Below are 26,675 nucleotides of genomic sequence, written 5' to 3'. Positions count from 1 at the left end.
CTCACAGCGGCGCGGAGTCCAGGGGGATCGGGCGGAACATCTCCGGCTCGTCCTCGGGGGTCAGCGCCGTCGGGCCGAAGATCCAGTCCACGAACGAGTAGTCGTGGACGTCGCGCTCCCGCAGCAGGGCGTTGCGCTGCAGTCTCCGGACGCCCTCCAGGTGCCACAACGCGCCCCATGCCCGCGCCGTGCCGACCACCCGGCGGCAGTGCTCGGGCCGGACCGCCTCGTAGGCGGCCAGCGCCCGGTCCCAGTCCAAGACCTGTCCGCCCTCGGCGCGCTGGGCGGCGACGTGCTCGCCGAGCACCCAGCCGTCCTCGATCGCCATGATCGCGCCCTGCGCCATGTACTGCAGCGGCGGGTGCGCGGCGTCGCCGAGCAGCGCGATGCGCCCGGTGACCCAGGTCATGATCGGGTCGCGGTCGAACATCCGCCACCACCGGTCGCGCCACATCAGCGGCAGGCCCTGCTGGACCTGGTCGCAGGTTCCCGCGAACGCCGCGTCCAGCTCGTCGGGGGTGCCCCAGTCGTCCTCGCCGGCCAGGGCCTTCGGCGACTCGAACACGGCGACCTGGTTGAACGTCTCCGCGCCCCGCAGCGGGTACTGCACGAAGTGGCAACGCGGCCCGACGTACACGACGACGTCCTTGTCGTGCACGTCGTTGCCGGCGACCTGCTCGAACGGCACCGCGCAGCGGTAGGCGACGTATCCGGAGTTCACCGGCTCGTCCTGGACCAGCAGTTCGCGGGCGATCGAGTGCAGGCCGTCGGCGGCGATCACCACGTCCGCCTCGTCCACGACGCCGTCGGCGAAGCGCACCCGGGCGCCGCCGTCGACGTTCTCGTACCAGGTGCATCGGGCGTCGGTGAGCAGTTCGACGCCCGCCCGCTCGCAGGCGCGCAGCAGGATGCCGTGCAGGTCGCTGCGGTGGATCACCAGATAGGGGTAGCCGTAGCGGCGTTCGACGTCGCGCAGGTCGAGCCGGGTCAGCTCGGCGGCGTCCAGGGCGTCCTTCATGACCATGCTCTCGGGCAGCACGCCGAGCGCGGACGCCTCGGCCAGCAGGCCGTAACGGTCCAGGATGCGGGTGCAGTTCGGGGCGAGCTGCAGGCCGGCGCCGACCTCGCCGAACGCCGAGGCCTGCTCGTACACCCGGACCCGCAGGCCCTGGCGGACCAGGGCGAGGGCGGCGGACAGACCGCCGATGCCGCCCCCGACGACGATCACGTCGGCACGGGTGGAGGGGAGGGTGCCCATAGGATCTTCCTTCTCGTCACAGCCACGGGGGCAGGGTCGGTGGGCGTCCGCCGCCGGCGACGGTCACTCCGCCCGCCGGGCGTCCGGCCAGGTAGGCGGTCACGTCGGGCAGCGACCCCTCGACGTCGGGCACCGCGCCGGGCCCGCGCTTGGCGCGGATGTCCTCCCGCAGCTCCCGCAGGAAGCCGTCGGGAAGGTCGGCGAAGGTGAGCCCGGCGGCCAGGTCCACCGCGTGCACCATGACCTCCCGGCTGCGCATCCAGGGGATCTCGCTCGCCGGCACGGTCCGTCCCTGCGCGGTCACCACCTCGGCCCGCCACGCCTCCTCGGGCAGGGCCGCCATGGCGGCGGCCAGGGTCGCGGCCGACTCGGTGAACCACCCGGTCAGCTCGACGGCGTCCAGCAGGGAACCCCGCTCGATCCCGGCGGCGCGTTCCTGCGGCGAGGCGTACATCGGGCTCGGCTCGCCGGTGCGCGCCCAGCGGACCAGGTTGCCGATCGCCTCGGCGTTCGCCGCCAGGTGCGCCACGACGTGCTTGCGCGTCCAGCCGGGCAGGGCCGAGGCGGCGCCGTACTCGCGCTCGGACAGACCGGCGATCGCCGACGCGCACAGGCCGGTGCCCGTCTCGGCCCACGCGAGCGTGGTGGCGAGGTCGCGCGCCATCACGCGCCCTCGCCGACGACGCGGTTCTCCAGCCGGCCCAGCCCCTCGATCTCGGTCACGACGAGCTCGCCGCCGCGCAGGAAGACCGGCGGCTTGCGGGCGTGGCCGACGCCGCCCGGCGTGCCGGTGGCGATGACGTCGCCCGGGTTGAGGCGGACCATCGTGGAGACGTAGCGGACCAGGTGGACCGGGTCGAAGAGCAGGTCGCCGGTGTTGTCCGACTGCATCACCCGGCCGTCCACCTCGCATCGGACGTCGAGCGCCGGTCGCGGGCCGGTCTCGTCGGCGGTGACCAGGAACGGGCCGATCGGGGTGGTGGAGTCCCAGTTCTTGCCCTGCAGCCACTCCCGGGTCCGGAACTGCCAGTCCCGGCAGGTGACGTCGTTGAGCACGGTGAACCCCGCGATCGCGGCGACCGCCTGCTCCTCGTCCGCCCGCCGCACCGGCCGGCCGATGACCACGGCGAGCTCGGCCTCCCAGTCGAACTGCTCGGTCTCCGCCGGACGCCGGATGTCGTCCGCGGCGCCGATCAGCGTGTCGGCGAACTTGGCGAAGAGCGTCGGGTACTCGGGCAGGTCACGGCCCATCTCCTTGATGTGGTTCTGGTAGTTCAGCCCCACGCAGACGACCTTGCTCGGCCGCGGCACGACCGGGGCCAGGTCGGCGCCGGCGAGCGGGTGGCGCGGGCCGTCGGCCGCCGCGGCGCCCTCCAGGCCGCCGGGCGCGGCCAGCACCGCGCCGACGTCGGCCCGGCCCAGCTCGACGAGCTCGTCCCCCTCGACGCGGACGGCGGCGGTGCGGTGGTCGTCCAGGCGGACGGTGGCGAGCTTCATCGGCTGTTCTCCTCGGTGTGGCTGCGGTACAGGCCGAGCCTGGTGAAGATCGGGGCGTCGCTGAACTGGAACAGGTCGAGCGCGCCGGAGTCGGAGTCGGAGGCCGACGCCTCCGAGCGGATCGACAGCGGCTGCCAGGACGGCACGACGAACAGGTCGCCGCGGCTCACCCGCCAGGACCGGTCCCCGACGGTGACCTGGCCGGACCCGTCGAAGACCTGGTAGACCGACGAGCCGGTCTCCCGGTACGGCGCGGTCTCCACGCCCGTCGTGATCCGGTGGAACTGCGCCCGGATCGTCGGCAGCACGTCGCCGGCGGTCGTCGGGTCGATGTAGCGGACCAGGGCGTGGCCGGGCTCGATCGGGCCCGCGTGCCCCTCCCGCTCCAGCGCGAGCTGGTCGGTCAGCGCGGCGTCGGTGTCGGTCCAGCGGTAGCAGAGCAGCGGCGTGCCCTCGTGCCGGCGGAGCTGGGAGACCGGGGCCAGGCCGGGGTGCCCCCAGAGCCGTTCGGCGCGCGAACGGTCGGGGGTGGCGTGCTCCTCCGCGGTGAGGGTGTCCCGGCCGAAGTCGAAGAACTGCGCCTCGACGCCGTACTGGAAGGGGATGTCGAGCCCGTCGATCCAGGCCATGGGCGTGTCGGCCGCGTTGTGGTGGGCGTGCCAGTGCAGGCCGGGCTGGGGGAGGAAGTCGCCGCGGCGCATCGGCACCGGGTCGCGCTCGACCACGGTCCACACGCCCTCGCCCTCGACGACGAAGCGGAAGGCGTTCTGGCTGTGCCGGTGCTCGGGGGCGTTCTCGCCCGGCATCAGGTACTGGATCGCGGCCCACAGGGTCGGCGTCGCGTACGGCTTGCCGCCCAGGCTGGGGTTGGCCAGCGCGATCGCCCGGCGCTCACCGCCGCGGCCGACCGGGACCAGTTCACCGGCGCGGCCGGCGAGGTCGAGCAGCGTGCCCCACTCCCACCGGTGCGGCTGCGCGCTGGAGCGCGGGTGCGGCGGCATCAGGTCGCCGATCTCCGTCCACAACGGGACGAGCAGCGCCTTCTCGAAGCCTCGGTAGAGGTCCTCCAGCTCGGGGCTGAGCGAGGGCTGGTCCGGCCGGTCCACAGCGGCGAGCTTGACCGGCGAGCCGCCGGCGTTCACGTGGGGCATGGCCCCGACTATCCGCGCAGGCGGCCGGGCTGGAAAAGAGGATTCTGCACAGCGGAATTCTTGTGCCAGGATCGGTTCCATGGCCAAGCCCATGAAGACCCCGCCGGCCTACGCGCCCACCAGCGTCGACCATGCCCTGCGGCTCGCGCAGATCCTCCAGCTCGACGGGGTGATCACCGTCTCGGCCGCCGCCGAGCGGCTCGGCGTGGCCCGCTCCACGGCCCACCGGCTGCTGACCGCGCTGGTGTACCGCGATTTCGCCGTGCAGAACGACGACCGCAGCTACCGGGTGGGCCCGGTCCTCGCGCTGGCCGAGCGCGCGCAGTCCGACGTCGGCGCGCTGCGGGCGGCGGCGCTCGGCGAGATGCGGGCCCTGGTGGACCGGATCGACGAGACGGTGAACCTCAGCATCCGCACCGGACGCAACGTGCGCTTCATCGCCTCGGTCGAGTGCGGGCAGGCCCTGCGGGTGGGCAGTCGTGAAGGCATGGTCTTCCCGGCCCACCAGGCCACCGGCGGCCTGGTGGCGCTGGCGGCCCTGTCGGACGAGGAGCTGGCGCAGCTCTACGCCCCCGACGACCGGGGTGACCCGGCCGAGGAACTGCCCGACCTGGCGCGGCTGCGCCGGGACCTGCGGTCCGTGCGGCACAGCGGGGTCGCGCTCAACCTGGAGCGCACCGAGCGGGGCGTGGTCGCGGTGGGATGCCCGGTGAAGGGCCGCGACGGCGCGACCGGCGCGGCGCTGTCGATCTCGATGCCCAGCGTCCGCTACTCCCCGAAGGAGATCAAACCCCTCGTCACAGCGCTCACGGCCGCGGCCGACGCGATCAGCCGCGCCCTCTGAGCCACCGGTACACCGTCCGCCTCACCGGAGGAGGTCACCGGAGGAGGTCGCGCCGGGTGAGCGTGCTGCCGAGCGCGGCCGCCGCCGCGCGCACCGCGGCGACGTGCCCCTCGGGCCGGAACCGGCCGGTAGGGCCGGCCACGCTGATCGCGGCGAGCGGCTCGTCGCCGCGCCCCAGCACCGGCGCGGCGACGCACACCAGCCCGACGGCCGACTCCTCCGCCTCGAACGCGACCCCGGTCTCCGTGACGCGCCGCAACTGGCCGCGCAGGATGCTCGGCACGACGACGGTGTGCGGCGTACGCCGTTCCAGCGGCCCGGTCAGCACCTCGCGCCGCAGGTCGGGCCCGGCGTAGGCGAGCAGCGCCTTGCCGATCGCGGTGCAGTGGAGCGGCATCCGGCCGCCCGTGCGCGACGGCGCCCTGGCCTGCCGGTGGCCGCCGATCTTGGCGACGTAGACGACGTCGTGCCCCTCGCGCACGCCGAGGTGCACGGTCTCGTGGGTGCGTTCGTAGAGGTCCTGCAGAAACGGCATGGCCAGCTCCAGCAGGCTGCGTTCGAGCGAGGCGAGCATGCCGAGCTCGAACAGGCCGCGGCTGAGCCGGTAGCCGCCGTCGGCGCGGTCGAGCAGGCGGTTGGCGACCAGATCGCCCGACAGCCGGTGGACGGTCGCCTTGTGCAGGCCGGTACGCCGCACCAGCTCGGCGAGGCTGACGACCCGGTCGTCGGGCCGGAAGGCGCGCAGGATCGTCACCGCCTTGCCCAGCACGGTGTCGAGGTCGGCCCGATCGGTCACCCGAACAGCGTATCGCTGAACGAGACGATGTGCTGGTTGGGGCGGCATCCTGCCTGCACAGTGGGGGGATGAACGAAACCAACGGGCCCGCCGCCGCGAGCCCGTCCGACATCGCCGCGGCGGCCGGGCGGCTGGCCGGCGCCGCCGCGTCCGGCGTGCCGTGCGCCCCCGTGCGGGACCTGATCGGCCGCGACGACTTGGCCGCCGCGTACGCCGTCCAGGCCGCGCTGACCGCCTCCCGGCTGGCCGCCGGCGCGCGCGTCACCGGACGCAAGATCGGCCTGACGTCGGAGGCGGTGCAACGCCAGCTCGGCGTCGACCAGCCCGACCTGGGCGTGCTGTTCGAGGACATGGCCTACGCCGACGGCGACGCGATCCCGGTCACGCGGATCCTCCAGCCGCGGGCCGAGGCGGAGATCGCGTTCGTGCTCGGCGCCGACCTGGACGAGGGCCCGCTCGACGCCCCCCAGGTCCGCGCCGCGCTCGAGTACGCCGTCGCCGCGCTGGAGATCTGCGGCAGCCGGATCGCCGGGTGGGACATCTCCTTCGGCGACACGGTCGCCGACAACGCCTCCGCGGGCGCCTACGTCCTCGGGACGGAACGCCGCACCCTCGGCGAGTTCGACCCGGTGGAGGTCGCGATGTCGATGAGCATCGGCGGCCAGGAGGTCTCCACCGGCACCGGCGCGGCCTGCCTGGGCGACCCGATCGAGGCGGTCGTGTGGCTGGCCCGCATGGCCCGCGACCTCGGCGAGCCGCTGCGCGCTGGCCAGGTCGTCCTGTCCGGCGCGCTCGGCCCGATGCGGCCGGTCGCCGCCGGCGACACCGTCACCGCCACCCTGTCCGGCCTCGGCACGGTGACGGTCCGCTTCACCGAAGGAGCAGCAGCATGAGCAGGACGAAGGTCGCGATCATCGGCTCGGGCAACATCGGCACCGACCTGATGATCAAGGTGTTGCGCGGCTCGCGGCACCTGGAGATGGGCGCCATGGTGGGCATCGACCCGGCGTCCGACGGTCTGGCCCGCGCCGCCCGGATGGGCGTCCCGACGACGTCCGAGGGCGTCGACGGCCTGATCGGGCTGCCGGGCTTCGACGAGATCGGGATCGTCTTCGACGCCACCTCGGCCAAGGCGCACGAGGTGAACGCCGCCAGGCTGCTCCCGCTCGGCAAGCGGCTGATCGACCTGACCCCGGCGGCGATCGGCCCCTACGTCGTCCCCGCCGTCAACCTCGACGAGCATCTCGACGCGCCCGACGTGAACATGGTCACCTGCGGCGGCCAGGCCACGATCCCGATCGTCGCCGCCGTCAGCCGGGTGGCGCCCGTCGAGTACGCCGAGATCGTCGCGTCCATCGCCTCGAAGTCGGCCGGGCCGGGCACCCGGGCCAACATCGACGAGTTCACCGAGACCACCTCGGCCGCCATCGAGCAGATCGGCGGGGCGCGCCGCGGCAAGGCGATCATCATCCTCAACCCCGCCGACCCGCCGCTGATCATGCGGGACACCGTCCTGTGCCTCGTCGCGGCGCCGGACCCGGCCGTCCACGACGAGATCCGCCGGTCGGTCGAGAAGATGGTCGCCGACGTCGCCGCCTACGTCCCCGGCTACCGGCTCAAGCAGCAGGTGCAGATCACCGAGGTGCCCGCCGACCAGCCGGTGGAGACGCTGCTGGCCGCCGGCGCGGCGCGGCCCACCCACCAGGTGTCGGTCTTCCTCGAGGTCGAGGGCGCCGCGCACTACCTCCCGGCCTACGCCGGCAACCTCGACATCATGACCTCCGCCGGCCTGCGGGTCGCGGAACGCATCGCCGCACGGAAGGCGGGCCTTCGATGACCACCCCGATCTTCGTCCAGGACGTCACCCTGCGCGACGGCATGCACGCCGTCCGCCACCGCATCGGCCTGGAGGACGTCAAGCGCATCGTCACGGCGCTGGACCGGGCCGGCGTCGACGCGATCGAGGTCGCGCACGGCGACGGTCTGGCCGGCGGGTCGCTCAACTACGGTCCCGGCTCGCACACGGACTGGGCGTGGATCGAGGCGGCGGCGTCGGTGCTGGAGAACGCCCGCCTGACCACGCTGCTGCTGCCCGGCGTCGGCACCGTCCACGAGCTGAAGCGCGCCTACGACCTCGGCGTGCGGTCCGTCCGGGTCGCCACGCACTGCACCGAGGCCGACATCTCCGCCCAGCACATCGCCGCGGCCCGCGAGATCGGCATGGACGTGTCCGGCTTCCTGATGCTCTCCCACATGGCCCCGCCCGAGGAGCTGGCCCGGCAGGCCAAGCTCATGGAGTCCTACGGCGCGCACTGCGTCTACGTCACCGACTCCGGCGGCCGGCTCACCATGAACGACGTGGCCGCGCGGGTCCGCGCGTACCGCGACGTGCTCGACGACGGGACCGAGATCGGCATCCACGCCCACGAGAACCTCTCGCTGTCGGTCGCCAACTCCGTCGTCGCGGTCGAGAACGGCGTCTACCGGGTGGACGCGTCGCTGGCCGGTCACGGCGCGGGCGCCGGCAACTGCCCGCTGGAGGCGTTCGTCGCGGTCGCCGACCTGTCGGGCTTCGAGCACCGGTGCGACCTGTTCCAGCTCCAGGACGCCGCGGACGACATCGTCCGCCCGCTGCAGGACCGTCCGGTGCGGGTCGACCGGGAGACGCTGACCCTCGGGTACGCCGGCGTCTACTCGTCGTTCCTGCGGCACGCGGAGGCCGCCGCCGCGCGGTACGGCGTCGACGTGCGCGGCATCCTCATGGAGTGCGGCCGCCGCCGGCTGGTCGGCGGCCAGGAGGACATGATCGTCGACATCGCCCTCACGCTCGCCGCCGGGCGCGAGCAGCAGTCCGCCTGACCGTCAGCCGCCGGGCGCGAGCAGCAGTCCGTCTGACCGTCAGCCGCCGGGCGCGCCCCGGCGGCCGGCGACCAGCGACTCGCCGATCGCCACCAGGGCGTCGGCGAGCTGCTCCATGAACTCCGCGATCGGCTTGCCGTCCCCGGACTGCAGCGAGACGAAGGCGCCGTCGAATCCGGCCATGCCGAAGTGGGCGAGGGCGTCCGCGACCGCGTCCGCGGTCTCCTCGCCCTCGCCGGCGAACGACGAGCGGATCATGTGCCGCATGAGGTCGCGGCCCTCGCCGCGGACGTCGGTGACGGTCCGCGTCGCCTCCGGGGCCTCGGCGGCCTCGTCGCTCATCACCAGCACCAGCAGCAGGCGGAGGAACTCCTCGCGGTGCACGAAGACCTCGCCGGTGCGGCGCAGGTACCAGCCCAGGCGTTCGCGGGGGGTGCCGCCCGCCGGCGGGTCGCGGTGGGCCTCGCGCATGGCCTCGAAGAAGCCCCGCGCCCCCTGGGCCATGACGGCCGACAGCAGCCCCGCCTTGGACTCGAAGTGGTGGTAGAAGGCGCTCTTGGGCAGGCCCGTCTCCTTCACGAGCGTCGAGATCGACGTCCCGGCGTAGCCGCGCACGGACATCACCCGGGCGGCCGCGTCGAGGATCTCCTGCCGGGACCGGCGGCCGCGGCTGTTTCCGATGTGCGCCTCCTGCGCCGACTTCTCCACCAGCCGAATTCTAGGGACCCCGGAACAGCGGCCCGTCCGGCGGTCCGGGCGCGGCGCGGGCGCCGGGCGGGCGCCGGGCGGGCGCAGTCCGGGTAACCGGTTCGTGAACAGGTCTTGACACGTCGCCGCAGGTCGTTGTTAGTCTCCTCACAATTGGACCGAACGTTTGGTCCAAAAGTGCCGCATCGGATCACCGGCGGCCGAGAACGGAGTCAGCGCATGACCGACAGCTACGACGCGGACGTCGCGATCGTCGGGTACGGCCCGACCGGCGTGATCGCCGCGCTCACCCTCGCCAGGTACGGCGTGTCCGCCGTCGCTCTGGAACGGGACACGGACATCTACCCCCGGGCCCGGGCCGTGACCGTCAACGACTGGACGATGAGGATCTTCCAGGACCTGGGCATCGACGAGCGGATCGAGAAGAAGATCGACCCCCAGCGGGCCCTGCGCTGGGTCACCTACGGCGGCCGGGAGATCATGCGGATCGAGCACCCGCCCTCGACGCTGGGCCGCAAGGCGCGCTTCTACAACATCTACCAGCCGACCATGGAGGCCGAGCTGCGCGCGGCCGCGCAGGACCACGGCGACCGCATCACCGTCCACTACGGCGCCGACGTCACGGGCGTCGCCCAGGACGCCGACGGCGTCACCGTCACCTCCACGGACACCGCGACCGGCCGGACGCGCACCACCCGCGCCCGGTACGCGATCGCCGCCGACGGCGGCGCCAGCACGATCCGCGGCGAGGTGGGCTGCCGCCTGCTGGGCGACACCAATGACGTCACCTGGGTGGTCATCGACTGCCGCGTCAAGCGCTGGTGGCCCGACCGGGACTTCCTGACGTTCTGGTCGGACAAGGAGCGGCCGGTCGTCGACATCGCGCTCTCCGCCGGCAACCACCGGTGGGAGATCCCGCTCAAGCCGGAGGAGTCCCCCGCGGACTACCCGACCAGCACCGAGGTCTGGCCGCTGCTGAAGGCGCTGGGCGTCACTGAGCAGGACGTCGAGATCCACCGGCACGCCTTCTACAAGCACCACGTCCGGATGTGCGACACCTGGCGCCAGGGCCGGGTGTTCCTGGCCGGGGACGCGGCCCACCTGATGCCCCCGTGGGCCGGCGCCGGGATGCAGTCCGGCATGCGCGACGCCCACAACCTGGGCTGGAAGCTCGCCCGCGTGATCAAGGGCGAGCTGCCCGAGAGCTGGCTGGACACCTACGAGGCCGAACGGCGCCCGAACACCGCCTTCTACACCGGCCTCGCGGTCCAGCTCGGACGGGTCATCAAGCAGGAACTGTCCGAGGAGGAGCAGGCCGCGATGAACGCCGTCCCGCAGGACACCGTCACCCCGTACGAGCCGCCGCTGACCGCGCCGCCCGTCCTCGAAGGCGGCTGGATCAGGGGGCCGCTGGGCGACGCCAGCATCGTCGGCCGGATGGTCCCGCAACCGGTCGCCGGCGACACCACGGGCCGGATGGCCCGCCTGGACGACCTGCTCGGCGACGGCTTCGTGCTGCTCGGCGACGACGTCGACCCGGCGGCCCTGCTGACGGCGGAGGAGAGGGCCGGCTGGGACGCGCTCGGCGCCCGCTACCTGGCCGTACGGCCGAAGACGGCCTACACGCAGGGCCCGGAGGAACTGGTCGACCTCGACGAGGTCCTGCTGCCCTGGCTGCGCAGGTACGGCGCCCGGGCCGTGGCCGTCCGGCCCGACAAGTTCGTCGCCGCGGCCGACGTCAGCGGCCTGGCCGTGCCCGCCTGAACCGCTTACCGAGAGGAGAACAGAGATGTCCGGAGTCAAGGAGCTCGGTTACGTCGTCTACGAGGTCAGCGACCTCGCCGACTGGGAGCACTTCGCCGTCGAGCTGCTGGGGATGCGCTTCGGCGAGAAGACCGACGGCGGCTTCACCCTGCGCACCGACGAGAAGGCCCACCGGTGGATCGTCACCGGCGGCCCCGCCGACGACCTGGTGGCCACCGGCTACGAGGTCTCCGACGCCGCGGCGCTGGACGCCCTGGTGGACAAGGTCCGCGCGGCCGGCGTCGAGGTCACCCAGGGCGACGACGCCCTCGCCGCCGCCCGCAAGGTCGAGCGCGTCTACGTCACCGCCGACCCCATGGGGAACCGGATCGAGCTGGTCACCGGCCTGGCCGGCGCCGCCACGCCGTTCGAGTCGCCGAAGCTGCTCGGCGGGTTCGTGACCGGCGCCGGCGGCGCGGGCCACCAGGTGCTGCTGGCCCACGGCGTCTCCCGGGAGGAGTACCTGCACTTCTACATCGACCTGCTCGGCTTCAAGGTCAGCGACGTCATCGTCGAGGAGCTGGCCCCGGGCGTCGTCGCCGACCTGATCTTCCTGCACTGCAACGGCCGCCACCACACCGTGGCCTTCGGCGACCTGCCCTCGCCGAAGAAGACCCACCACTTCATGGTCGAGGTGACCGACATCCGCGACGTCGGCCTGGCCTACGACCGGTGCATGGACGCCAGGCAGCCGTTCGAGATGACGCTCGGCATGCATCCGAACGACCACATGTTCAGCTTCTACGTCCACACCCCCTCCGGCTTCAGCGTCGAGTACGGCTGGGGCGGACTGATCATCGACGACGCGACGTGGGAGGTGAAGACGCTCGACAAGCTGCACAGCTGGGGCCACCGCCCCCCGGGCGTCGTCGCCGGGCTGCTGGCCGCCGCGCCCGCGCCGAACGGGGAGGACCACTGATGGCACTCGACGCCAAGGACATCGCGCGCACCGCCCGGACCAAGGACTGGAAGCTGCGCTACTACGAGGCGGGCTCCGGCCATCCGGTCGTGCTGCTGCACGGCAGCGGGCCCGGCGCCACCGGATGGAGCAACTTCGCCGGCAACATCGAGGCGCTGGCCGAGCACTTCCACGTCCACGCCGTCGACATGCCCGGCTGGGGCGAGTCCGACCCGGCGACCGTCGACCGGCTCGACCACGTGGAGGCGGCGATCCAGTTCCTGGACGCCCTCGGCATCGAACGGGCCGCGTTCGTCGGCAACTCGATGGGCGGGCAGACCTCGCTGCGGCTGGCCACCGAGCACCCCGGCCGGATCTCGCACCTGATCACCATGGGGCCGCCAGTCGGCCGGATCCCCACGCTGTTCGGCGCCGGCGACGGCCCGTCCGAGGGGCTGAAGGTACTGATCGAGGCGTACCGGGACGCGAGCCCGGAGAACATGCGCCGGCTCGTCGAGATCATGGTGTACGACAAAGCGCGGTTCGCCACCCCCGAGCTGTGCCAGGCCCGTTCGGACGCCGCCCTCGCCCGCCCCGACCACCTGCGCAACTACGTGGACGGCCTGCCGAAGGGCGCCCCGCTGCCCAAGTGGGTCAAGCCCGAGCTGCTGCCGAAGATCCAGGTGCCGACCCTGCTCATCCACGGCCGCGACGACCGCGTCGTGTCGTTCGAGACCTCCCTGTACCTGCTGGCCAACATCCCGGACAGCCGGCTGGTGCTGCTCAACCGCTGCGGGCACTGGGCGATGATCGAGCACGCCGACGAGTTCAACCGGCTGGTCACCGACTTCATCGCGAACAACTGACCCCCGGGCGCGGGCGCCTGCCCGCCCGCGCCCAGGACCGCCGCTCGCCCGGCGACGGCGAGCTCTGTCGCGTCCGGCCTCGCCCGGGAACCAGAGACCTAGGACCATGGACGGACCGGGCGCCGCCTTCACGGGACCACCGGCCGATGCCGTCCCCATGAGCGCCTGACAACACTGGTCACGTGGCTTCCCCCACCCTCACGAGTGTCGTCGGCGTACGCCCGTTCCTGGTCGGCATGTTCGTCGACGCGCTCGGCAACGGGCTGTACGTGCCCCTGACCCTGCTGTTCATCCACGAGGTGACCGGCCTGCCCATGACGACCGTCGGGCTCGGGGTCACCGCGGCGGCGGTCGTGGGGCTGGCGGCCAACCCGCTGGCCGGGACCCTCATCGACAGGTTCGACGCGCGCCGCGTGCTCATGGCCACGTACGTGCTGCGTGCGGCGGCCTTCGCCGCCTACCCCCTCGTGGACGGGGTCGTGGCCCTGCTGATCGTCGCCGCCCTGGTCGCGGCAGGCGACCGCGCCTACTACCCCGCCTCCGGCGGCTACGTCTCCGCGCTGGCCGAGGGCGCGCTCAGGGACCGGCTGTACACCCTGCTCGCCACGGCGAGGAACGTCGCCTTCGGCCTGGGCGGCCTGCTGTCGGCGGGGGTGGTCTCCCTCGCCGGCACCACCGGGTTCGCGGTCGTCGCCCTGATGAACGCGGCGAGCTTCGCCCTCGCGGCCGCCTGCCTGATGCTCTCCGGACGGCGCGCGCCCGCACCGCCGCCCCGCAATCCGGGCGGTTACCGGCAGGTGTTGGCCGACCGGCCGTTCCTCGCCCTGGTGGCGGCCGAGCAGGCATACACCCTGATCCACCTCGTCCTGCCCGTCGCCCTGCCGGTGTACGCGGTCACGGTGCTCGGCGTGCCACCGGCCCTGTTGGGCGTCCTCTACGCGGTCAACACGGTCCTCGTGGCGGCGGGCCAGCTCCCGGTCCGGAGGTGGCAGCGGCACGCCCGCCGTACGCACGCCATGGCCCTGAGCGGCCTGATCATGATGGCGGCGTGCGCCGCCTACGCCGCGACCGCGCTGCTCCCCGCCGGACTCCCGCGCGTCGGCGGGCTGCTCGCCGCCACGCTCGTCCTCACCTTCGGCGAGCTCATGCACACCGTGCCCAGCTGGGCCCTGGCGGCCGCGACCGCGCCACCGGCCCTGCGGGGCCGCTACCTGGCGATCTACCAGCAGACCTGGGCGCTCGCGGCGGTCCTCGCACCCGCCGCCTTCTCGGCCCTGCTCGACACGGCCCCGCCGCTGCTGTGGCTGACGCTGGCAGCCCTCGTGGGACCGGCCGGACTCGCGCTGCTCCACTTGGCCCGCCGCCTGCCTCCCGACGCCGTGGCGCCACCCGAAGCTTGAGTCGTCCCCGAGCGAGCCGGTGCTCGGGGCGGACAGACGGCCCTGGCGGTCCGATGTCGCAGGGCCTTGCGACGTCCTCCGCCGAGGCGCGCGCCCCCGCGAGGCGCGCGCCGGGGCCCGGCCGATCCCGTCCCCGTTCCGCACGCCGTCAGGCCGTACGCACGGCGCGCCGACCGCCGGTGGCGTTGACCGGCCGCCGTGGAGTCACGGGGAGGCCGCGTGGTGGGCGGTGGCCAGTTCGGCGAAGGCGACGGCTGCGGGGAGCGGGTCCGCGGGCAGGGCGAGCAGGACGGTCCGCTCGGCGGCGGGCTCCAGCGGGATCGCGTGCACGCCGGCGAGGTGGGCGGGCAGCGACAGCTCGGGGACGACGCTCAGCCCGAGCCCTTCGGCGACCATGGCGAGGATGCTGCTGGTGTCACGCACCCGGTAGTGACACTTCAGGCTCACCCCCGCCGCCCGCGCGATCGCCGTGATCAGCGGCTCGCACCCGCCCGTGGACATGATGAACGGGTGCCGCGCCAGCTCGGCCACCGGCAACGAATGCCGGACGCTCAGCTCATGCCCGCTGGGCAGAACGGCCAACATCCGGTCGACGGCCAGCGGCCGCGCCACCGCCCCGGCGGGAAGCGAGACCACGCCGACCGGCCGCGCCACCGATCCGACGGGAAGCGGGACGTCGTCGACCGACAGCGCCACCGCCCCGGCGGGACGCGGGACCTCGCTGACCGCGGCCGACACGGTGGCGATGTCGGCTGCACCGGTCGCGAGCCACTCCAGGACCTCGTCGTCCGAGCCCTCCATGACCGCGAGCCGCACCCGCGGATGCGCTTCGGCGAACCGGCGCAGAAGGGGCGGCAGCAGCCGGGCGTTGGCGCTGGGGATGACGCCGACGCGCAGGCTGCCGCGCTCCTGCCCGCGGATCGCGGCCACCTCCTGTTCCAGCGCCTCCGCCTGGGTGAGGATGAGCGTCGCGCGGCGGCACACGGCCCGCCCGGCCGCGGTCAGGCGCACTCCCTGGCTGCCTCGTACCAGCAGCGCCACCCCGAGCTCGCTCTCCAGCGCGCGCAACGCGTGACTGACGGCGGACTGGGTGGTGGCCAGCTCCTCCGCGGCCCTGGTCATGTTGCCGGCCCGCGCGACCGCCTGCAGGATCCTGAGCTGGGTGAACGTCACAGCGCCGCACGCAGCAGCCCGGCCACCAAGGGGTGCGGCTCCTCGGGACGCGAGCGGGCCTGCGGCACGAACAGCGTCGCCACGTAGTACGGATGCCCGGGGATCTCCAGCACCCGGGCCTCCCCGTCGCCGTCCACGCCGGTGACCAGGAAGCCGCCGTCGTGCAGGACTGCTTGCCGGCCGGGGGCGAGGCCGAAGTTGCAGTAGTACTCCTCCTCGACCTCGGTCCGCCCGTACAGCGCGGCCACCCGGGAACCGGCAGCCAGAGTCACGGGCATGGTCCTGCCCGCCAGCGAGCAGGTCAGCTCCGACACGAACAAGGTCGAGGCGTACGGGTCGTATTCGGCGTGCTGGGCGTCCTCGTAGCCGAGCACGTGGCGTGCGTACTCGATGACCATGTGCTGGCAGCCGCCGCACGTCCCCAACGTGGGGACGCCGTGCTCGCGGCCGTGCCGGAGCGCGGCCAGCGCGCCGCTCAGGCTGCGGTACGGGCTGCCGGGCGCACACCACAACACGTCGGCGGCCTGGACCTCGGCCAGGTCGGACTCCAGCGGTTCGGTGGCGAGCCAGCGCACGTCCACCGTGATGCCGAGGTGCGCGGCGGCGTGGCGCAACGCGTCGTCGGTGGCCAGGTGCGGCGGAAACGCCGGGTCGCGGTCGCCGATGACCGCGACGCGCAGGGATCTGTGCATGGCCCTCACTATGCGACGGCCCAGCCACGAGCGCCAATGCCGAACCACGCCCCCGCCATGAGCGATCACTCATGCTCACCACGCGACGGGACGACAGCTTCGACGATCTCCTCGATGGCTCACAGAGCTCGAAACCATCGATCAAGCACGGCGAAGTCCTCGTCGGCGAGTCCCCTGGCCCTCATGGCGAGGCCGGCCGGGCCCGTCCGGGCGCCGGCCGGCCGTGCGAGCCGCGGGTCAGGGGTTGTCGTAACCGATCCACTGGATGTACCAGCCGAACTGCTGGGCGGTGCCCGGGGACAGCGCCGACGCGTCACGCCACTGCACGTAGACGCGGAACTTGGTGGCGGTGGCGTCGTAGACCGCGCTCGGGCCGACCAGGTTCCACTGGTTGCCGCCCGTGCTGCTAACGGAGGTGACGTAGACGGGACGTCCGGTGAAGTGCGCGGAGCTGGTGTCGACGTCGATGTAGATGCCGTTGGAGCCGTAAGCCTGCCAGCCCTGTCCGGGGGTGGTCTGACCGGCGGCGATGCGGGCGGTGGGCATGGGGGGATCCTTCCGTCCGAGGAGTTTGTCACGCTCAGTATTCGATTCGACACGAAAAGTGTCGAGGCCAGGAATGCTTGGCCCCGCGGGCACAGGAATCGAGCCGGAAAAGGGTCTGGCCACGTGGCGGGACCCGTGCGTTCCTACCGCCGGCCGGTCTTTCGCCAGTGCGCCAGCTCCTCGCGGGCGGCCACGGTGTAGGGATGGCCGGGGCCCAGCACCCGCAGGAGATCGGTCAGCAACCGTTCGTAGGCGCCGGCCGCACCAGCGGCGTCTCCCGCCTCGCCTCGCCATCTCGCCAGGTTTCTGCGGGTGGTGAGGGTGCTGGGGTGATCGGGGCCCAGCACCTTCAGGCGATCGGCCAGCAACTCCTCCAACGCGGCGTACGCATCCGCCACGTCCCCCGCCTGGCCCCTGAACGACGCCAGGTGAGCGCGGGCCCCCAGGGTGGCGGGGTGGTCGGGGCCCAGGACGCGTTCCATGTCGGTCAGGAGTTCGGCGAAGGCGGCGGCCGCGCCGGCCGCGTCCCCTGCTTGGCCACGCCATCCGGCCAGGTTGGCGCGGGTGGCGAGGGTTTCCGGGTGGTCGGGGCCCAGCACCCGCTCCATGTCGGTCAGGAGTTCGGCGAAGGCGGCGGCCGCGCCCGCCACGTCCCCCGCGTCGCCCCGAAAGAAGGCCACGTGGCTGCGGGTGGCCAGAGTGTCGGGGTGGTCGGGGCCCAGCAGCCGTGAGCGATCGGCCAGCAACTCCTCGAACGCGGCGGCCGCGCCCGCCACGTCCCCCGCCTCGCGCCGCGCGGACGCCACGTTGTGGCGGGCGGCGAGAGTGTCGGGGTGGTCGGGGCCCAGCACCCGCTCCATGTCGGTCAGGAGTTCGGCGAAGGCGGCGGCCGCGCCCGCCACGTCCCCCGCCTGGCCCCGCGAGCCCGCCAGGTTGGCGCGGGTGGCCAGGGTGGCGGGGTGGTCGCGGCCCAGGACGCGTTCCATGTCGGTCAGGAGTTCGGCGAAGGCGGCGGCCGCGCCGGCCGCGTCCCCTGCCCGCCCCCGCCATCCCGCCACGTTGCCGCGGATGGCCAGGGTGTCGGGGTGGTCGGGGCCGAGGTCGCGCAGGCAGGTGGCGTGCAGGCCGGCGGAGGCGGCGACGGCGGCGCTGACCCGTCCGGCGTGACCGAGGCTGGCGGCGGCCTGGAACAGCACAGGATGGGCGCCGGCGCCGGGATTGCACAGGACGGTTCCGGCGGCCTGGTGCAAGGCGGCGGTGTTGGCGCGCAGGATCTCGCCGAGCCGGTCGCGTTCGACCGGCGGCCAGACGCGTAGCAGGGCGTCGGCGGCGGCGCCGGCGACTTCGGCGAACAGGCGAGGGCCGAGCTCGCGCCGGGCGATGAGGTTCTCGCGGGTGGCGCGCTGCACGAGCCGGTGGACGCGGATCTCGCGGTGGGCTGCGGTGCGGTCGTGGTCGAGCAGGCTGTGCCGGTGCAGCACCCGCAGTACCTCGTCCACGATCCCCTCGTTCACGCTGCCACCGCCGCGGGCCGCGTGGGCGGACAGGTGGCCGGTCAGGTACGCCAGGGCGGGCGGGCTGGTCAGCACCGCCTGCGGGATGCCGGCCGCGTCCAGGACGCTGGTCAGGCACAGCAACGGGCGGGCGAGCCCGGCGGGCGCGGCCCGGCCCGCCTCGTCGATCGACAGCTCCCAGGTGGCCGTGACGATCCGGCGATGACCGTCGGGCAGATGGTCCTCGCCGGGCACGGCGTGGTCCAGCAACCTCGTGGCCAGCCGTCGCCGGTACTCGGCGCAGCCGATGGCGGCGTTGGCGACGTAGGCCGCCGCCTGGGCCAGTGCCAGCGGCAGGAACCCCAGGTCGGCGGCCAGGTCGTCCAGGTCGGCGACCGGGACGTCGTCGCCGAGCTTGGCCCTCAGGTAGGAGCGGGCCTCGGCCGCGGTGAAGGTGCCGACGCCGACCGTACGCCGGTCCGCCCCGGCCAGGGCCGCCTCCCGCAGCCGGGTGGTGACCAGCACCCGTCCGCCCGCCGCCGAAACCGCCGACGGCGGCCACAGGCCGGCCAGATCCTTGGGACGCCGCACGTCGTCCAACACCACCAGCCAGGACCGGCCGGTGGTCTCGGCCCAGACCAGGAACTCCCGCGCCGCCTGGTCGGGATCGTCCAGGCCGGCCGGTGACAGGCCCAGGCGCGCCGCGGCGCGGGCGTAGGCGGACACGATGCCGTCGCGGGTGGCGGCCTCCACCCACACCAGCACCTGCACCCCCTGCCGCCAGGCGCGACGGGCGTGGGCGGCGGCCAGCTGGGTCTTGCCCACCCCGCCCGTCCCCGCCAGCACCTGGGCGGGCGTCCCGCGCTCGCCGGCCGCCGCCTCCACAAGCTCGGCCACCTGCCGGTCCTGGAAGCAGTCGGCGGGCTGCGGGATCACGCCCACCCGAACCCGTTCCGCGGGCGAGGGCGGAGGCGGGCCGATCCCGGCCGGGGCGATCCCGACTGGGCCGTTCCCGGCCGGGGCGGGAGCCGGGCGGGCACGGTCGGCGGCCATCAGCCGATCCCAGTCCCGCGCCGACGGGAGGGGCTCGTCCGCCCATGCGGCCAAAGTCGCGCCGACCTGGACGAGCTGGTCCAGATTCCGCGGCTCGGCGGTCCCGGTCGCCCATCCGTTCACCGTCGTGTGCGGCACCCCCGAGACCCGGGCGAGCTCCTTCTGCGTCACCCGGCCGGGATTGTGGACGCGGGCCTGGTCCCACAGCCGCGCCAGCTCGGCCAGGACCCGTGAGCCCGACCCCTGCGGCCGGAACGGTGAGTCCGCCACCACGTCCGCCTCTCCGCCCAGCGAGGACCGCCCTTCCGGATCCGGGACGGACCGCTCCGGATCACCGCCACCAGCAGCTTAATCCCGCGAATCCGGACCTGTCCGTCATATCTTCACCCTCGCCGCCGGCCCCGGTGTCATGGCCGGCATGACCGACAACCGAGCACCCCGCCGCGCCCCCTCCGCGTCGCGACGCCGTTCCGCCCGCCTCCGCCGCACCCTCGCCGTCGCCCTGGCCCGCGGGGCCGCGGAGGCCGCCGGCGGCGGCCTCGTCGGCCTGCTGTTCTGGTGGATCACTCATCGCTGAGCCGGGCGTCCAGCCCCGGTGCGGGGTCGGGCTTGTGGCCGACACACGCCCGCGCGCTGCGCGCCGGGGTTCACGCGGGCGGGGTGTAGCCGGCGGAGCGGACGAAGTCACCGGTGAGCTCGGTGAAGGCGCGGGCGGCGGCGCTGCGGTAGGCGCCCTCGCGGTGCAGCAGGGTGACGGTGCGGCTGGGCAGCGGCGGGTCGAGGGGGACGGGCGTGAGGTGCGGGTGCCCGTGGGCGATGGCGTCGGGCAGGACGGTGGCCAGCGTGGTGCGGCGCACGATCTCAGTGAGCGCCTGGATGGAGTTGGCCTCGACCGCGATGCGGGGAGCGGCCCGGTGGCGGGCGAAGTAGGCGTCGATGTGGCCTCGGGTGGCGAAGTCGCCGCTGAGCAGGGCGAGCCGCTCGCCCTTGAGCGCGCGCACCGGTAGGGGAGCGGCCGGCGTCCGGGCGTGCGGGGTGCCGATGACGAGGCTGAGGGTCTCGGTGAACAGCGCGGTGGGGGTGACGCCGGGCAGGTGCGGGCCGGCGAAGGCGATGCCGAGGTCGAGGTCGTCGGCGAGCAGGGCCGCTTCCATGCGGTCCTGGGTCATCTCCGTCAGAGTGAGGTCGACGGCCGGGTGGCGCACGTGCAGCTCGGCGGTGAGCGGGCCGACCAGGTAGGCGGTGAAGGTCGGGGTGACGCCCAGCCGCAGGTGACCGCGGGAGAGATCCTGGACGTCGTGCACGGCGCGCTCGGCGGCGGCCAGGTCGCGAAGCGCGCGCCGGGCGTGGTCGGTGTAGACGGCTCCGGCGTCGGTGAGCCGTACCGCGCGGCCGGTGCGGTCCAGCAGTTGCACGCCCACGGTCCGCTCCAGCTGCCTGATCTGCTGGGAGAGCGTGGGCTGCGAGATGTGCAACTCCTCGGCGGCGCGGGTGAAGTTGCCGTGTTCGGCGACGGCGAGCAGGTAGCGCAGGTGACGCAGTTCGAGAGCGGCCATGGACAAACTATAGATGAGACCAATGGGTTCCAGGCGGAACGCCTCTTGGACACTATAGGACCAGGTCAGGCATGCTGGATGACAGCAGCCCGCAAGGGCCGGCCATCGCCGAAGGGAGTGACCATGCAGGACCTCGCCGAGGGCGTCGCCCGCTTCCAGCGGGACGTCTTCCCGGCCAAGGCGGAGCTCTTCGCCCGTCTGGCCACCCAGCACACACCGCACACGCTGTTCATCGGCTGCTCCGACGCCCGCGTCGTCCCCGAGCTGATCACCGGCACCGAGCCGGGTGACCTGTTCGTCATCCGCACCGCCGGCAACCTGGTGCCCGCCTACCGTCCCGAAGCCGACGGGGTGGCCGCGAGCATCGAGTACGCGGTCGCCGCCCTGGGCGTGCGGGACGTCGTCGTCTGCGGCCACTCGGCGTGCGGCGCGATGACCGCGCTCGCCGAGGGGCACGACCTCAGCGGCGCCCCGACCGTGGCCGCCTGGCTGCGGCACGCGGACGCCTCCCGGGCCCGCACCGCCGCCCACGGTGACGTGTCGGCCCTGGTGCGGCAGAACGTGCTCGCCCAGCTGGCGAACCTGGCCACCCACCCCTCGGTCGCCCGCGCGCTGGCGGCGGGGAAGGTCGCCCTGCACGGCTGGGTCTACGACATCCCGACCGGCCGCGTCGAGGACCTGACCGCCGTAGGCGCCGCGCGCACGGCCTGACCCGGCTGCTGGAAGCCCGCATCCAACCTGAAGACAAGGACGTACCGACACATGGTGCACGCACAGTTCGACCCCACCGCCCGCCAGGCCCTGGCCGCCGCCGCCGTCGAGGCCAAGACCCGCAAGGACCTGTCCTGGCAGCAGATCGCCGACGCCGCCGGCCTGTCGGTGGCCTTCACCACCGCCGCCGTCCTCGGCCAGCACCCGCTGCCGGAGAGCTCCGCCCGGGCCGTGGCCGAGCTGCTGGACCTGGGCGAGGACGCGGCTTCGCTGCTGCAGACCATCCCGATCCGCGGCTCGATGCCGGACCGCATCCCGACCGACCCGACCATGTACCGCTTCTACGAGATGCTCCAGGTCTACGGCACGACCCTCAAGGCCCTGATCCACGAGCAGTTCGGCGACGGCATCATCTCCGCGATCAACTTCCGGCTCGACGTGAAGAAGGTGGCCGACCCCGAGGGCGGCGAGCGTGCCGTCATCACCCTGGACGGCAAGTACCTGCCGACCAAGCCCTTCTGACCGAGCCGTCCCGACCGATCCCTTTGCACGGGCCCGGTCCCGGGCCCGTCTCCCGTCCCCGCGGGGCCGCCCCGACGGCGGCCCGCCCGGCCACTTCCGGAGGACCTTCATGGACTTCGTCCAGCGCACCATCGACCTCGCCCGCCAGAACGTCGCCGAGGGCGGCCGCCCGTTCGCGACCGTCATCGTCAGGGACGGCGAGCTCCTGGCCGAGAGCGCCAACAAGGTCGCCCAGACCGGCGACCCGACCGCCCACGCGGAGATCCTCGCCATCCGCGAGGCCTGCACCAGGCTCGGCACCGAGCACCTGACCGACGCCACCATCTACGTGCTGGCCCACCCCTGCCCGATGTGCCTGGGCGCGCTGTACTACTGCTCCCCGGCCGAGGTCGTCTTCCTCACCACCCGCGACGCCTACGAGCCCCACTACGTGGACGACCGCAAGTACTTCGAGCTGGGCACCTTCTACGGCGAGTTCGCCAAGCCCTGGCAGCAGCGCCGGCTGCCGATGCGCCACGAGCCGCGCGCGGACGCCGTCGAGGTGTACCGGTTCTGGCAGGAGCGCAACGGCGGCGAACGCCGCGTCGCGGGCGCGCCCACCCCCGCGTAGGGCGGCCCAGGAGCAGGCGTGCCGGTCCCTCGGCCAGGCACGGCGTCGCTCACCAGCCGGCGGCGAAGTAGTCGATGCTGGTGTCTTTCCAGGCCAGCGCGTACAGCAGGACGGCGTCGACGGCCATGACCAGTAGCGCCGTCAGCACCGCCGGGCCCACGTCGGGTGGCGCGGAGGCCGGCAGTTCATGCCGCGGGATCGAGGCCAGCCACAGGCCGATCACCGTGACCGTCCCGCCTGCCAGGGCGAGGGCGAACACGGTCACCGCATAGGCGCGCGCCCACAGCCTGCCCCTGAGCAGCCCCCTGACCAGCGCCACCGCCATGGCGGCTATCGCCAACGGCGGTATCGCGGATCCGCCGGCGTTCACCACCAGGTCCACCGTGGCGATGACACCCGCCACAGCGGCCGCACCCAGGCAGACGGCCGCCAGGACGACGCCACCCGGCGCCCGCCCCCGGGTCCGCGCGGCGGCGCGGGCCTCGGCCCTGCTGAGGCCCCGTCCCCGCAGGTACGCGTCGGCGTCCTGGCCGTAGGGCAGCCTGGCCACGACGACGGCCGCGGCGGCGTTCACCAGGACGGACAGCCAGACCGTCGCCGGCACCGAGGAGAGCCCCATCACGCCGATCGCCACGATGACCAGGAACGCCGCCAGCAGCCAGGCGGCGACGGCCAGTACCGGCCTGGCCTGACGCACGCCCCAGTGCACGCCCACCGCCGCCGCGAGCATCGGCAGCGCCAACAGCAGCACGACGGGCTGTATGCCGTCCCAGTCGTCGGCCGCCAGCAGCCCCAGCTCGATCAGGTGATCCACGAGCGACAGCTCCGCGAGCAGGCCGCCGGCCAGCAGGTAGGCCAGGAACGCGCACGCGTGCACGGTCTCGGGCACCACGCGCCGCCCGTCCGTCGGGGGAGGCGGAGCCGTCATGCCGGGCATTCCTGCTTGATGCTCCACCCGGCGGACCTGCCCCAGCCGATCTTCACGGGGTGACGCTGTCCGTTGTCGTCACCGAACCAGATGCGCGTCACTTCCGCCTTCCTGGCGACGACGCGCCACGACCAGACGGGCCCTTCGTCGAGAGCGACGACGTCGGAACCTCTGGGGGGCCGCGCGTTGCCGTACTCGAAGTGGAAGTTGATCTGCCCGGTGGCGAGGCTGCCCTTGGGCACGTAGAAGGAGTAGGCGCACGTCTCCTTGCGGAAGTAGGGCTGGAAGCCCACCTCCAGGCAGCGGTGGGAGCCGTTGGCGTAGGTCCAGTTCACCGATGTGCCATTGTCGTCGACGCCGGTGCTGTACTGGGCGTCCTTGCCGCCCGCACAGCCCTGGGCGGCGTTGCCGAAGTCGAGCACCGTCACCTTCGGCGCCAGGAAGGAGACTCGGGGCCAGGCGGCCTCGGCGGGTGCTGCGGCGATGGACCTCAGGAGCAGGACGGGGACGGTGAGCGCCAGGGTACGGGGCAAGATGATCATGACTCTCCAGTGGTGGTGTCGTGAACGCGTGCCGGTGATGGGGGATCCACCGTCTGGTCGCCGCGCCGGTTCAGAAGGTGACGGCGGCGGCCAGCTCGAAGGTGAGGCCGAGCGGTTGGCCGGTCTCGACGAGGGTCTTGAGGTTGGCCAGTCCCATCGGCCATGCCCGTGCGGTGAGGCCGGCCGTCACGCTCGCGGGATCGAGCTGGTCGTGAACCACTCGCAGGTGCGTCAGGTGGGCCAGTTCGGTGAAGGTGTAGGTGACGCGGGAGGCCGGCTCGGCGCGTGCGGCCGGATCCCACAGCTCCTGCCAGGTGCGCACCAGCCGATGAGGCGCCCTCGCCTCCAGCACGATGCCGTCGACCATGACGGGGCCGTCGCCGATGCGGCTCGGCAGGCGCGAGCCGACCTCCCAGTCCGAGTCGATGGTGGCGCCGAAGTTGACGTGCGGGCTGAGCCCGGGATCGGTGAAGGTCTGCCACACCTGCTGAGGTGTGGCGCGGATGTAGCTGTCGAAGGTGTAGGTCACGGGGACTCCGCAGACAACGAGGCAGGGAAGCGGGGCGCGTCATCCAGGTGGTCGTGTACGAGGGTGAGCAGGCAGGATCCGCCTTCTCGCTCGGGCTTCATGGATGCCAGTGTGGGGAGGAAGATCAGATCCGAACAGTCAGGAAAAAGCTGGACATCTGCGGTGGCGTCATCGGGGGACACGCAGTTCGATCAGGGTCCCCTCCCCGGGGGTGGACTCGATCGCGGTCGTGCCGCCGATGTCGATGATCCTGGCCTCGATCGACTCCCGCAGCCCCATCCCCGCGCCACGCGACTCGAAGCCGTTGCCCTGGTCCAGCACGCTGACCACGACGTCGCTGTGGCGCACCTGCCCGTGCACGACAGCCTGGTCGGTGCCGGCATGCTTGCGGACGTTCGTCAGGGCCTCCCGTACGGCTCCGGTCACCGCCTCGACCGTCGCGATCGGCAGGACCACACCGGCGGACTTCAGGCCGGCGGCGTGCAACTGCACGCTCAGCCCCGCCTGGTTGGCGTGTTCGACCACCTCTTCCAACGCGGTGACGAGGTTGTTGCCGGCGCTGTCGTGCTCGCCCCGCACGTAGCGGCGCAGCCACCTGGCCTCTGCGGCCACGTGCCGCTTGACCTGCTCATCGTTCACCCAGCCGTCGCGGACCAGAGCCTCCAAGGTCTGCAGGACCCGGTCATGCAGGATTCGGCCGTTCCTCGCGCGTTCCTGTTCGGCGGCCAGCCTGGCCACCTGTCCCCGCGCCTCGTCCAGTTCGGCGGCGTTCCTGCGCAGCAGCGAGGTGACGAACCAGGCGATGCCTGCGTTGACCCAGAAGCCGATCGTGTGCGGCAGCGCGCCCAGCCAGAAGAAGCCGCCGGCGGCCTGCATGTAGAGATAGGCCACGGCCAGCGGCGCGGTGGCGGCCAGCGCACCGGGCAACGTGCGCACGCACACGCCGATGCCGATGGCCACCAGCAACATGTACGGCAGCAGGAAATCCGGACCCGACCCCTGCGGTGCGGCGCCGGCGACCACCGTCATCCCCACCCCGACCCCGGCGGTCAGCACGGCGTCAGCCGCGACGAGCCGCCCGGCCGGAGGCCGGCGGCGAAGCCGGCACACCATGACCACCACGGTGCTCGTCAGCCCGAGCACCGCCAGCGCGGCGCCGAAGCCGGGAATGTGCCTCCGCCACCCGCTGTCACCCACGTAGTTGAGCGCGACCACCTCGGCCAGGGCTCCGACGCGGAAGAGGATCACCGTCCAGGCCAGCACGGCCTCGGTACGGGCGCCGGCCTCACCGGCCACTCATGCCCCGCTCCGCGATCCGCTCCAGGGCGGCGGCGATCAGCTGGGCCTTGTTGCCCACCTGGAGCTTGCGCCTGATGCGCTCGACGTGGGTGTCGACCGTGGACTTCTTGATGCCCATCCGACGAGCGATCTGGTCGTAGGTGAAGCCTTGCGCGATGTGGGTGAGCACCTCATCCTCGCGCGGCGCCAGCGGCACGGCCGGGGCGGGCGCGGTCAGCGTCGACATCCTCGCGTGCAGGATGTCGGCCAGTTCGGCCGACAGGTAGAAGCCGCGGGCCGCCACGACCCGGATGGCGCTGGACAGGAGCTCGGCAGGCTCGCTCTTGGTGACGTAACCCCGTGCCCCGGCTCGGACGGCGGCCACCAGATCGGCGGGCCGGGCCGAGGCCGATATCACCAGGATGTTGTACAGCTGCGACAGTTCGGCGATGGCGGGCACGCACGGCTCGTCGCCCGCCAGGTAAAGGTCGAGCACCAGCACGTCGAGTTCCGGCTGGGTGCCGATGGACGTCAGATCGCGCCCGCTGAGCACGACTGCGAAATCCTCCGACTGCGCCAGGACGTGCTCAAGCCCGTGTCGGATGAGATCGTGATCGTCGATGACACCGATCGTGATCATGTCCCGCTCCTGCATATGCCACCCTGATCCAGGAGATGATCTCACGGCAAGTCCCCATTTGGAGGGACAAGAGGGGACAAGAAGCGGGCGCGACAGCCGCTACAGCTTGCGGACGTTCTCGGCCACGTAGTCGAAGCTGTCCTGCGACCGCTTGACGACGTCGAACTCGACCTCGTCACCTGCCTCCAGAACGCGATACCCACTCGCCGCGATATCGCTGAAGTGCACAAACGCATCACGATCTGCCGGAAGGTCGGGGGAGGAGATCGCTCCCCACCCCTTTTCAGTGTGAAAGAACTTCACCGTGCCTCTAGTCGTGATC

At 72.9% G+C, this 26,675-nt stretch carries 29 protein-coding genes; 12 read left to right on the top strand and 17 right to left on the bottom strand.

Annotated elements, in window-relative coordinates:
• Nucleotide 1 precedes the first annotated feature (1 nt).
• Genes ACFYYW_RS44050 through ACFYYW_RS44035 form a run of 4 tightly spaced genes read right to left on the bottom strand, consistent with a single transcriptional unit; the run spans nt 2 to nt 3,906 of the window.
• A complete protein-coding gene (locus ACFYYW_RS44050) occupies nt 2–1,258 on the bottom strand; it encodes an FAD-dependent monooxygenase (RefSeq protein ID WP_387659247.1) in 1,257 nt (418 codons plus the stop codon).
• 16 nt (nt 1,259–1,274) lie between these two features.
• Nucleotides 1,275–1,922, bottom strand: a complete 648-nt coding sequence (locus ACFYYW_RS44045) for a maleylpyruvate isomerase family mycothiol-dependent enzyme (protein WP_387659244.1) — start codon at nt 1,920–1,922, stop codon at nt 1,275–1,277.
• On the bottom strand, nt 1,922–2,755 hold the full coding sequence (locus ACFYYW_RS44040; protein ID WP_387659241.1) for a fumarylacetoacetate hydrolase family protein: 834 nt from the start codon (nt 2,753–2,755) through the stop codon (nt 1,922–1,924). Before ACFYYW_RS44040 ends, ACFYYW_RS44045 begins: the two co-directional genes overlap by 1 nt.
• Nucleotides 2,752–3,906 carry a cupin domain-containing protein gene (locus ACFYYW_RS44035; RefSeq protein ID WP_387659238.1) on the bottom strand — a complete coding sequence of 385 codons (1,155 nt, stop codon included), beginning with the start codon at nt 3,904–3,906 and terminating at the stop codon, nt 2,752–2,754. The genes ACFYYW_RS44040 and ACFYYW_RS44035 overlap by 4 nt, the downstream gene beginning before the upstream one ends.
• A 79-nt stretch (nt 3,907–3,985) precedes the next feature.
• Between ACFYYW_RS44035 and ACFYYW_RS44030 the strand changes: the two genes are divergently transcribed.
• On the top strand, nt 3,986–4,750 hold the full coding sequence (locus tag ACFYYW_RS44030) for an IclR family transcriptional regulator (RefSeq protein WP_387659235.1): 765 nt from the start codon (nt 3,986–3,988) through the stop codon (nt 4,748–4,750).
• A gap of 34 nt (nt 4,751–4,784) precedes the next feature.
• Here the strand turns inward: ACFYYW_RS44030 and ACFYYW_RS44025 are convergent, their stop codons facing one another.
• Nucleotides 4,785–5,546, bottom strand: coding sequence for an IclR family transcriptional regulator (locus ACFYYW_RS44025; RefSeq protein ID WP_358301814.1), 762 nt, complete (start codon nt 5,544–5,546; stop codon nt 4,785–4,787).
• Between the two features lie 68 nt (nt 5,547–5,614).
• Here ACFYYW_RS44025 and ACFYYW_RS44020 point away from each other — a divergent pair, with 68 nt between their 5' ends.
• From ACFYYW_RS44020 to dmpG, 3 genes are read left to right on the top strand one after another with little or no spacing between them, the layout of a single operon-like run.
• Entirely contained in the window at nt 5,615–6,439 is an 825-nt protein-coding gene (locus tag ACFYYW_RS44020) for a 2-keto-4-pentenoate hydratase (RefSeq protein WP_387659231.1), read from the top strand.
• Nucleotides 6,436–7,383: an acetaldehyde dehydrogenase (acetylating) gene (locus ACFYYW_RS44015; RefSeq protein ID WP_387659228.1), complete on the top strand. Its 948-nt coding sequence runs from the start codon at nt 6,436–6,438 to the stop codon at nt 7,381–7,383. The genes ACFYYW_RS44020 and ACFYYW_RS44015 overlap by 4 nt, the downstream gene beginning before the upstream one ends.
• The gene (gene dmpG, locus ACFYYW_RS44010; RefSeq protein ID WP_352331091.1) at nt 7,380–8,405 is read left to right on the top strand and encodes a 4-hydroxy-2-oxovalerate aldolase; all 1,026 of its coding nucleotides are present in this window, start codon (nt 7,380–7,382) and stop codon (nt 8,403–8,405) included. Before ACFYYW_RS44015 ends, dmpG begins: the two co-directional genes overlap by 4 nt.
• A 39-nt stretch (nt 8,406–8,444) precedes the next feature.
• On the opposite strand, the gene ACFYYW_RS44005 is transcribed toward dmpG, so the two are convergent.
• Nucleotides 8,445–9,113 (bottom strand): TetR/AcrR family transcriptional regulator, encoded by a 669-nt coding sequence (locus ACFYYW_RS44005; RefSeq protein WP_387659224.1) that lies wholly within the window; start codon nt 9,111–9,113, stop codon nt 8,445–8,447.
• 219 nt (nt 9,114–9,332) lie between these two features.
• Between ACFYYW_RS44005 and ACFYYW_RS44000 the strand changes: the two genes are divergently transcribed.
• From ACFYYW_RS44000 to ACFYYW_RS43985, 4 genes are all read left to right on the top strand, one after another.
• The gene (locus ACFYYW_RS44000; protein WP_387659221.1) at nt 9,333–10,877 is read left to right on the top strand and encodes a bifunctional 3-(3-hydroxy-phenyl)propionate/3-hydroxycinnamic acid hydroxylase; all 1,545 of its coding nucleotides are present in this window, start codon (nt 9,333–9,335) and stop codon (nt 10,875–10,877) included.
• A gap of 25 nt (nt 10,878–10,902) precedes the next feature.
• Nucleotides 10,903–11,835, top strand: coding sequence for a VOC family protein (locus ACFYYW_RS43995; protein WP_387659218.1), 933 nt, complete (start codon nt 10,903–10,905; stop codon nt 11,833–11,835).
• Entirely contained in the window at nt 11,835–12,680 is an 846-nt protein-coding gene (locus ACFYYW_RS43990) for an alpha/beta fold hydrolase (protein ID WP_387659215.1), read from the top strand. Before ACFYYW_RS43995 ends, ACFYYW_RS43990 begins: the two co-directional genes overlap by 1 nt.
• A 182-nt stretch (nt 12,681–12,862) precedes the next feature.
• A complete protein-coding gene (locus ACFYYW_RS43985; RefSeq protein WP_387659212.1) occupies nt 12,863–14,080 on the top strand; it encodes an MFS transporter in 1,218 nt (405 codons plus the stop codon).
• Nucleotides 14,081–14,284: 204 nt separating this feature from the next.
• Here ACFYYW_RS43985 and ACFYYW_RS43980 read toward each other — a convergent pair whose 3' ends face one another.
• From ACFYYW_RS43980 to ACFYYW_RS43965, 4 genes are all read right to left on the bottom strand, one after another.
• Nucleotides 14,285–15,253: a LysR family transcriptional regulator gene (locus tag ACFYYW_RS43980; protein ID WP_387659209.1), complete on the bottom strand. Its 969-nt coding sequence runs from the start codon at nt 15,251–15,253 to the stop codon at nt 14,285–14,287.
• The gene (locus ACFYYW_RS43975; RefSeq protein ID WP_387659206.1) at nt 15,250–15,945 is read right to left on the bottom strand and encodes a hypothetical protein; all 696 of its coding nucleotides are present in this window, start codon (nt 15,943–15,945) and stop codon (nt 15,250–15,252) included. Before ACFYYW_RS43975 ends, ACFYYW_RS43980 begins: the two co-directional genes overlap by 4 nt.
• 237 nt (nt 15,946–16,182) lie before the next feature.
• The gene (locus ACFYYW_RS43970; protein WP_352331471.1) at nt 16,183–16,491 is read right to left on the bottom strand and encodes a hypothetical protein; all 309 of its coding nucleotides are present in this window, start codon (nt 16,489–16,491) and stop codon (nt 16,183–16,185) included.
• Nucleotides 16,492–16,634: 143 nt separating this feature from the next.
• Nucleotides 16,635–19,307, bottom strand: coding sequence for a tetratricopeptide repeat protein (locus tag ACFYYW_RS43965; RefSeq protein WP_387659203.1), 2,673 nt, complete (start codon nt 19,305–19,307; stop codon nt 16,635–16,637).
• 148 nt (nt 19,308–19,455) lie between these two features.
• On the opposite strand from ACFYYW_RS43965, the gene ACFYYW_RS43960 reads away from it, so the two are divergent.
• Entirely contained in the window at nt 19,456–19,614 is a 159-nt protein-coding gene (locus tag ACFYYW_RS43960) for a hypothetical protein (RefSeq protein ID WP_352327936.1), read from the top strand.
• Between the two features lie 70 nt (nt 19,615–19,684).
• Here the strand turns inward: ACFYYW_RS43960 and cynR are convergent, their stop codons facing one another.
• On the bottom strand, nt 19,685–20,593 hold the full coding sequence (cynR, locus tag ACFYYW_RS43955) for a transcriptional regulator CynR (RefSeq protein ID WP_387659199.1): 909 nt from the start codon (nt 20,591–20,593) through the stop codon (nt 19,685–19,687).
• Nucleotides 20,594–20,716: 123 nt separating this feature from the next.
• Here cynR and ACFYYW_RS43950 point away from each other — a divergent pair, with 123 nt between their 5' ends.
• From ACFYYW_RS43950 to ACFYYW_RS43940, 3 genes are all read left to right on the top strand, one after another.
• A complete protein-coding gene (locus ACFYYW_RS43950; RefSeq protein ID WP_387659196.1) occupies nt 20,717–21,304 on the top strand; it encodes a carbonic anhydrase in 588 nt (195 codons plus the stop codon).
• Nucleotides 21,305–21,355: 51 nt separating this feature from the next.
• Entirely contained in the window at nt 21,356–21,826 is a 471-nt protein-coding gene (gene cynS / locus ACFYYW_RS43945; protein WP_352327933.1) for a cyanase, read from the top strand.
• A gap of 109 nt (nt 21,827–21,935) precedes the next feature.
• Nucleotides 21,936–22,436, top strand: a complete 501-nt coding sequence (locus ACFYYW_RS43940; protein ID WP_387659193.1) for a nucleoside deaminase — start codon at nt 21,936–21,938, stop codon at nt 22,434–22,436.
• Between the two features lie 49 nt (nt 22,437–22,485).
• Here ACFYYW_RS43940 and ACFYYW_RS43935 read toward each other — a convergent pair whose 3' ends face one another.
• The 6 genes from ACFYYW_RS43935 to ACFYYW_RS43910 all read right to left on the bottom strand — a co-directional run bounded on the left by ACFYYW_RS43935 (nt 22,486) and on the right by ACFYYW_RS43910 (nt 26,656).
• The gene (locus ACFYYW_RS43935; protein WP_387659190.1) at nt 22,486–23,364 is read right to left on the bottom strand and encodes a hypothetical protein; all 879 of its coding nucleotides are present in this window, start codon (nt 23,362–23,364) and stop codon (nt 22,486–22,488) included.
• A complete protein-coding gene (locus ACFYYW_RS43930; protein ID WP_387659187.1) occupies nt 23,361–23,906 on the bottom strand; it encodes a hypothetical protein in 546 nt (181 codons plus the stop codon). The genes ACFYYW_RS43935 and ACFYYW_RS43930 overlap by 4 nt, the downstream gene beginning before the upstream one ends.
• Before the next feature lie 70 nt (nt 23,907–23,976).
• Nucleotides 23,977–24,435, bottom strand: coding sequence for an SRPBCC family protein (locus ACFYYW_RS43925; protein WP_387659185.1), 459 nt, complete (start codon nt 24,433–24,435; stop codon nt 23,977–23,979).
• 168 nt (nt 24,436–24,603) lie between these two features.
• A complete protein-coding gene (locus ACFYYW_RS43920; RefSeq protein ID WP_387659182.1) occupies nt 24,604–25,731 on the bottom strand; it encodes a sensor histidine kinase in 1,128 nt (375 codons plus the stop codon).
• On the bottom strand, nt 25,721–26,353 hold the full coding sequence (locus ACFYYW_RS43915) for a LuxR C-terminal-related transcriptional regulator (protein ID WP_387659180.1): 633 nt from the start codon (nt 26,351–26,353) through the stop codon (nt 25,721–25,723). Before ACFYYW_RS43915 ends, ACFYYW_RS43920 begins: the two co-directional genes overlap by 11 nt.
• A 99-nt stretch (nt 26,354–26,452) precedes the next feature.
• A complete protein-coding gene (locus ACFYYW_RS43910) occupies nt 26,453–26,656 on the bottom strand; it encodes a cold-shock protein (RefSeq protein WP_387659178.1) in 204 nt (67 codons plus the stop codon).
• Nucleotides 26,657–26,675: the final 19 nt, after the last annotated feature.

The sequence above is a fragment of the Nonomuraea sp. NPDC001831 genome, from assembly GCF_042892035.1.
Classification (GTDB): domain Bacteria; phylum Actinomycetota; class Actinomycetes; order Streptosporangiales; family Streptosporangiaceae; genus Nonomuraea.
This window is presented reverse-complemented; position numbering and strand designations above follow the sequence as displayed.

Bases quoted from the DNA above. Each gene is read 5' to 3' on its own strand.
- ACFYYW_RS43915 (WP_387659180.1), bottom strand. From the start codon at position 26,353: ATGATCACGATCGGTGTCATCGACGATCACGATCTCATCCGACACGGG.
- ACFYYW_RS43950 (WP_387659196.1), top strand. From the start codon at position 20,717: ATGCAGGACCTCGCCGAGGGCGTCGCCCGCTTCCAGCGGGACGTCTTC.
- ACFYYW_RS43960 (WP_352327936.1), top strand. From the start codon at position 19,456: ATGACCGACAACCGAGCACCCCGCCGCGCCCCCTCCGCGTCGCGACGC.
- ACFYYW_RS44040 (WP_387659241.1), bottom strand. From the start codon at position 2,755: ATGAAGCTCGCCACCGTCCGCCTGGACGACCACCGCACCGCCGCCGTC.
- ACFYYW_RS44000 (WP_387659221.1), top strand. From the start codon at position 9,333: ATGACCGACAGCTACGACGCGGACGTCGCGATCGTCGGGTACGGCCCG.
- ACFYYW_RS44020 (WP_387659231.1), top strand. From the start codon at position 5,615: ATGAACGAAACCAACGGGCCCGCCGCCGCGAGCCCGTCCGACATCGCC.
- ACFYYW_RS43935 (WP_387659190.1), bottom strand. From the start codon at position 23,364: ATGACGGCTCCGCCTCCCCCGACGGACGGGCGGCGCGTGGTGCCCGAG.
- ACFYYW_RS43975 (WP_387659206.1), bottom strand. From the start codon at position 15,945: ATGCACAGATCCCTGCGCGTCGCGGTCATCGGCGACCGCGACCCGGCG.
- ACFYYW_RS43940 (WP_387659193.1), top strand. From the start codon at position 21,936: ATGGACTTCGTCCAGCGCACCATCGACCTCGCCCGCCAGAACGTCGCC.
- ACFYYW_RS44050 (WP_387659247.1), bottom strand. From the start codon at position 1,258: ATGGGCACCCTCCCCTCCACCCGTGCCGACGTGATCGTCGTCGGGGGC.
- ACFYYW_RS43970 (WP_352331471.1), bottom strand. From the start codon at position 16,491: ATGCCCACCGCCCGCATCGCCGCCGGTCAGACCACCCCCGGACAGGGC.
- dmpG (WP_352331091.1), top strand. From the start codon at position 7,380: ATGACCACCCCGATCTTCGTCCAGGACGTCACCCTGCGCGACGGCATG.
- cynS (WP_352327933.1), top strand. From the start codon at position 21,356: ATGGTGCACGCACAGTTCGACCCCACCGCCCGCCAGGCCCTGGCCGCC.
- ACFYYW_RS43990 (WP_387659215.1), top strand. From the start codon at position 11,835: ATGGCACTCGACGCCAAGGACATCGCGCGCACCGCCCGGACCAAGGAC.
- ACFYYW_RS44035 (WP_387659238.1), bottom strand. From the start codon at position 3,906: ATGCCCCACGTGAACGCCGGCGGCTCGCCGGTCAAGCTCGCCGCTGTG.
- ACFYYW_RS43930 (WP_387659187.1), bottom strand. From the start codon at position 23,906: ATGATCATCTTGCCCCGTACCCTGGCGCTCACCGTCCCCGTCCTGCTC.
- ACFYYW_RS44030 (WP_387659235.1), top strand. From the start codon at position 3,986: ATGGCCAAGCCCATGAAGACCCCGCCGGCCTACGCGCCCACCAGCGTC.
- ACFYYW_RS43995 (WP_387659218.1), top strand. From the start codon at position 10,903: ATGTCCGGAGTCAAGGAGCTCGGTTACGTCGTCTACGAGGTCAGCGAC.
- ACFYYW_RS44015 (WP_387659228.1), top strand. From the start codon at position 6,436: ATGAGCAGGACGAAGGTCGCGATCATCGGCTCGGGCAACATCGGCACC.
- ACFYYW_RS44045 (WP_387659244.1), bottom strand. From the start codon at position 1,922: ATGGCGCGCGACCTCGCCACCACGCTCGCGTGGGCCGAGACGGGCACC.
- cynR (WP_387659199.1), bottom strand. From the start codon at position 20,593: ATGGCCGCTCTCGAACTGCGTCACCTGCGCTACCTGCTCGCCGTCGCC.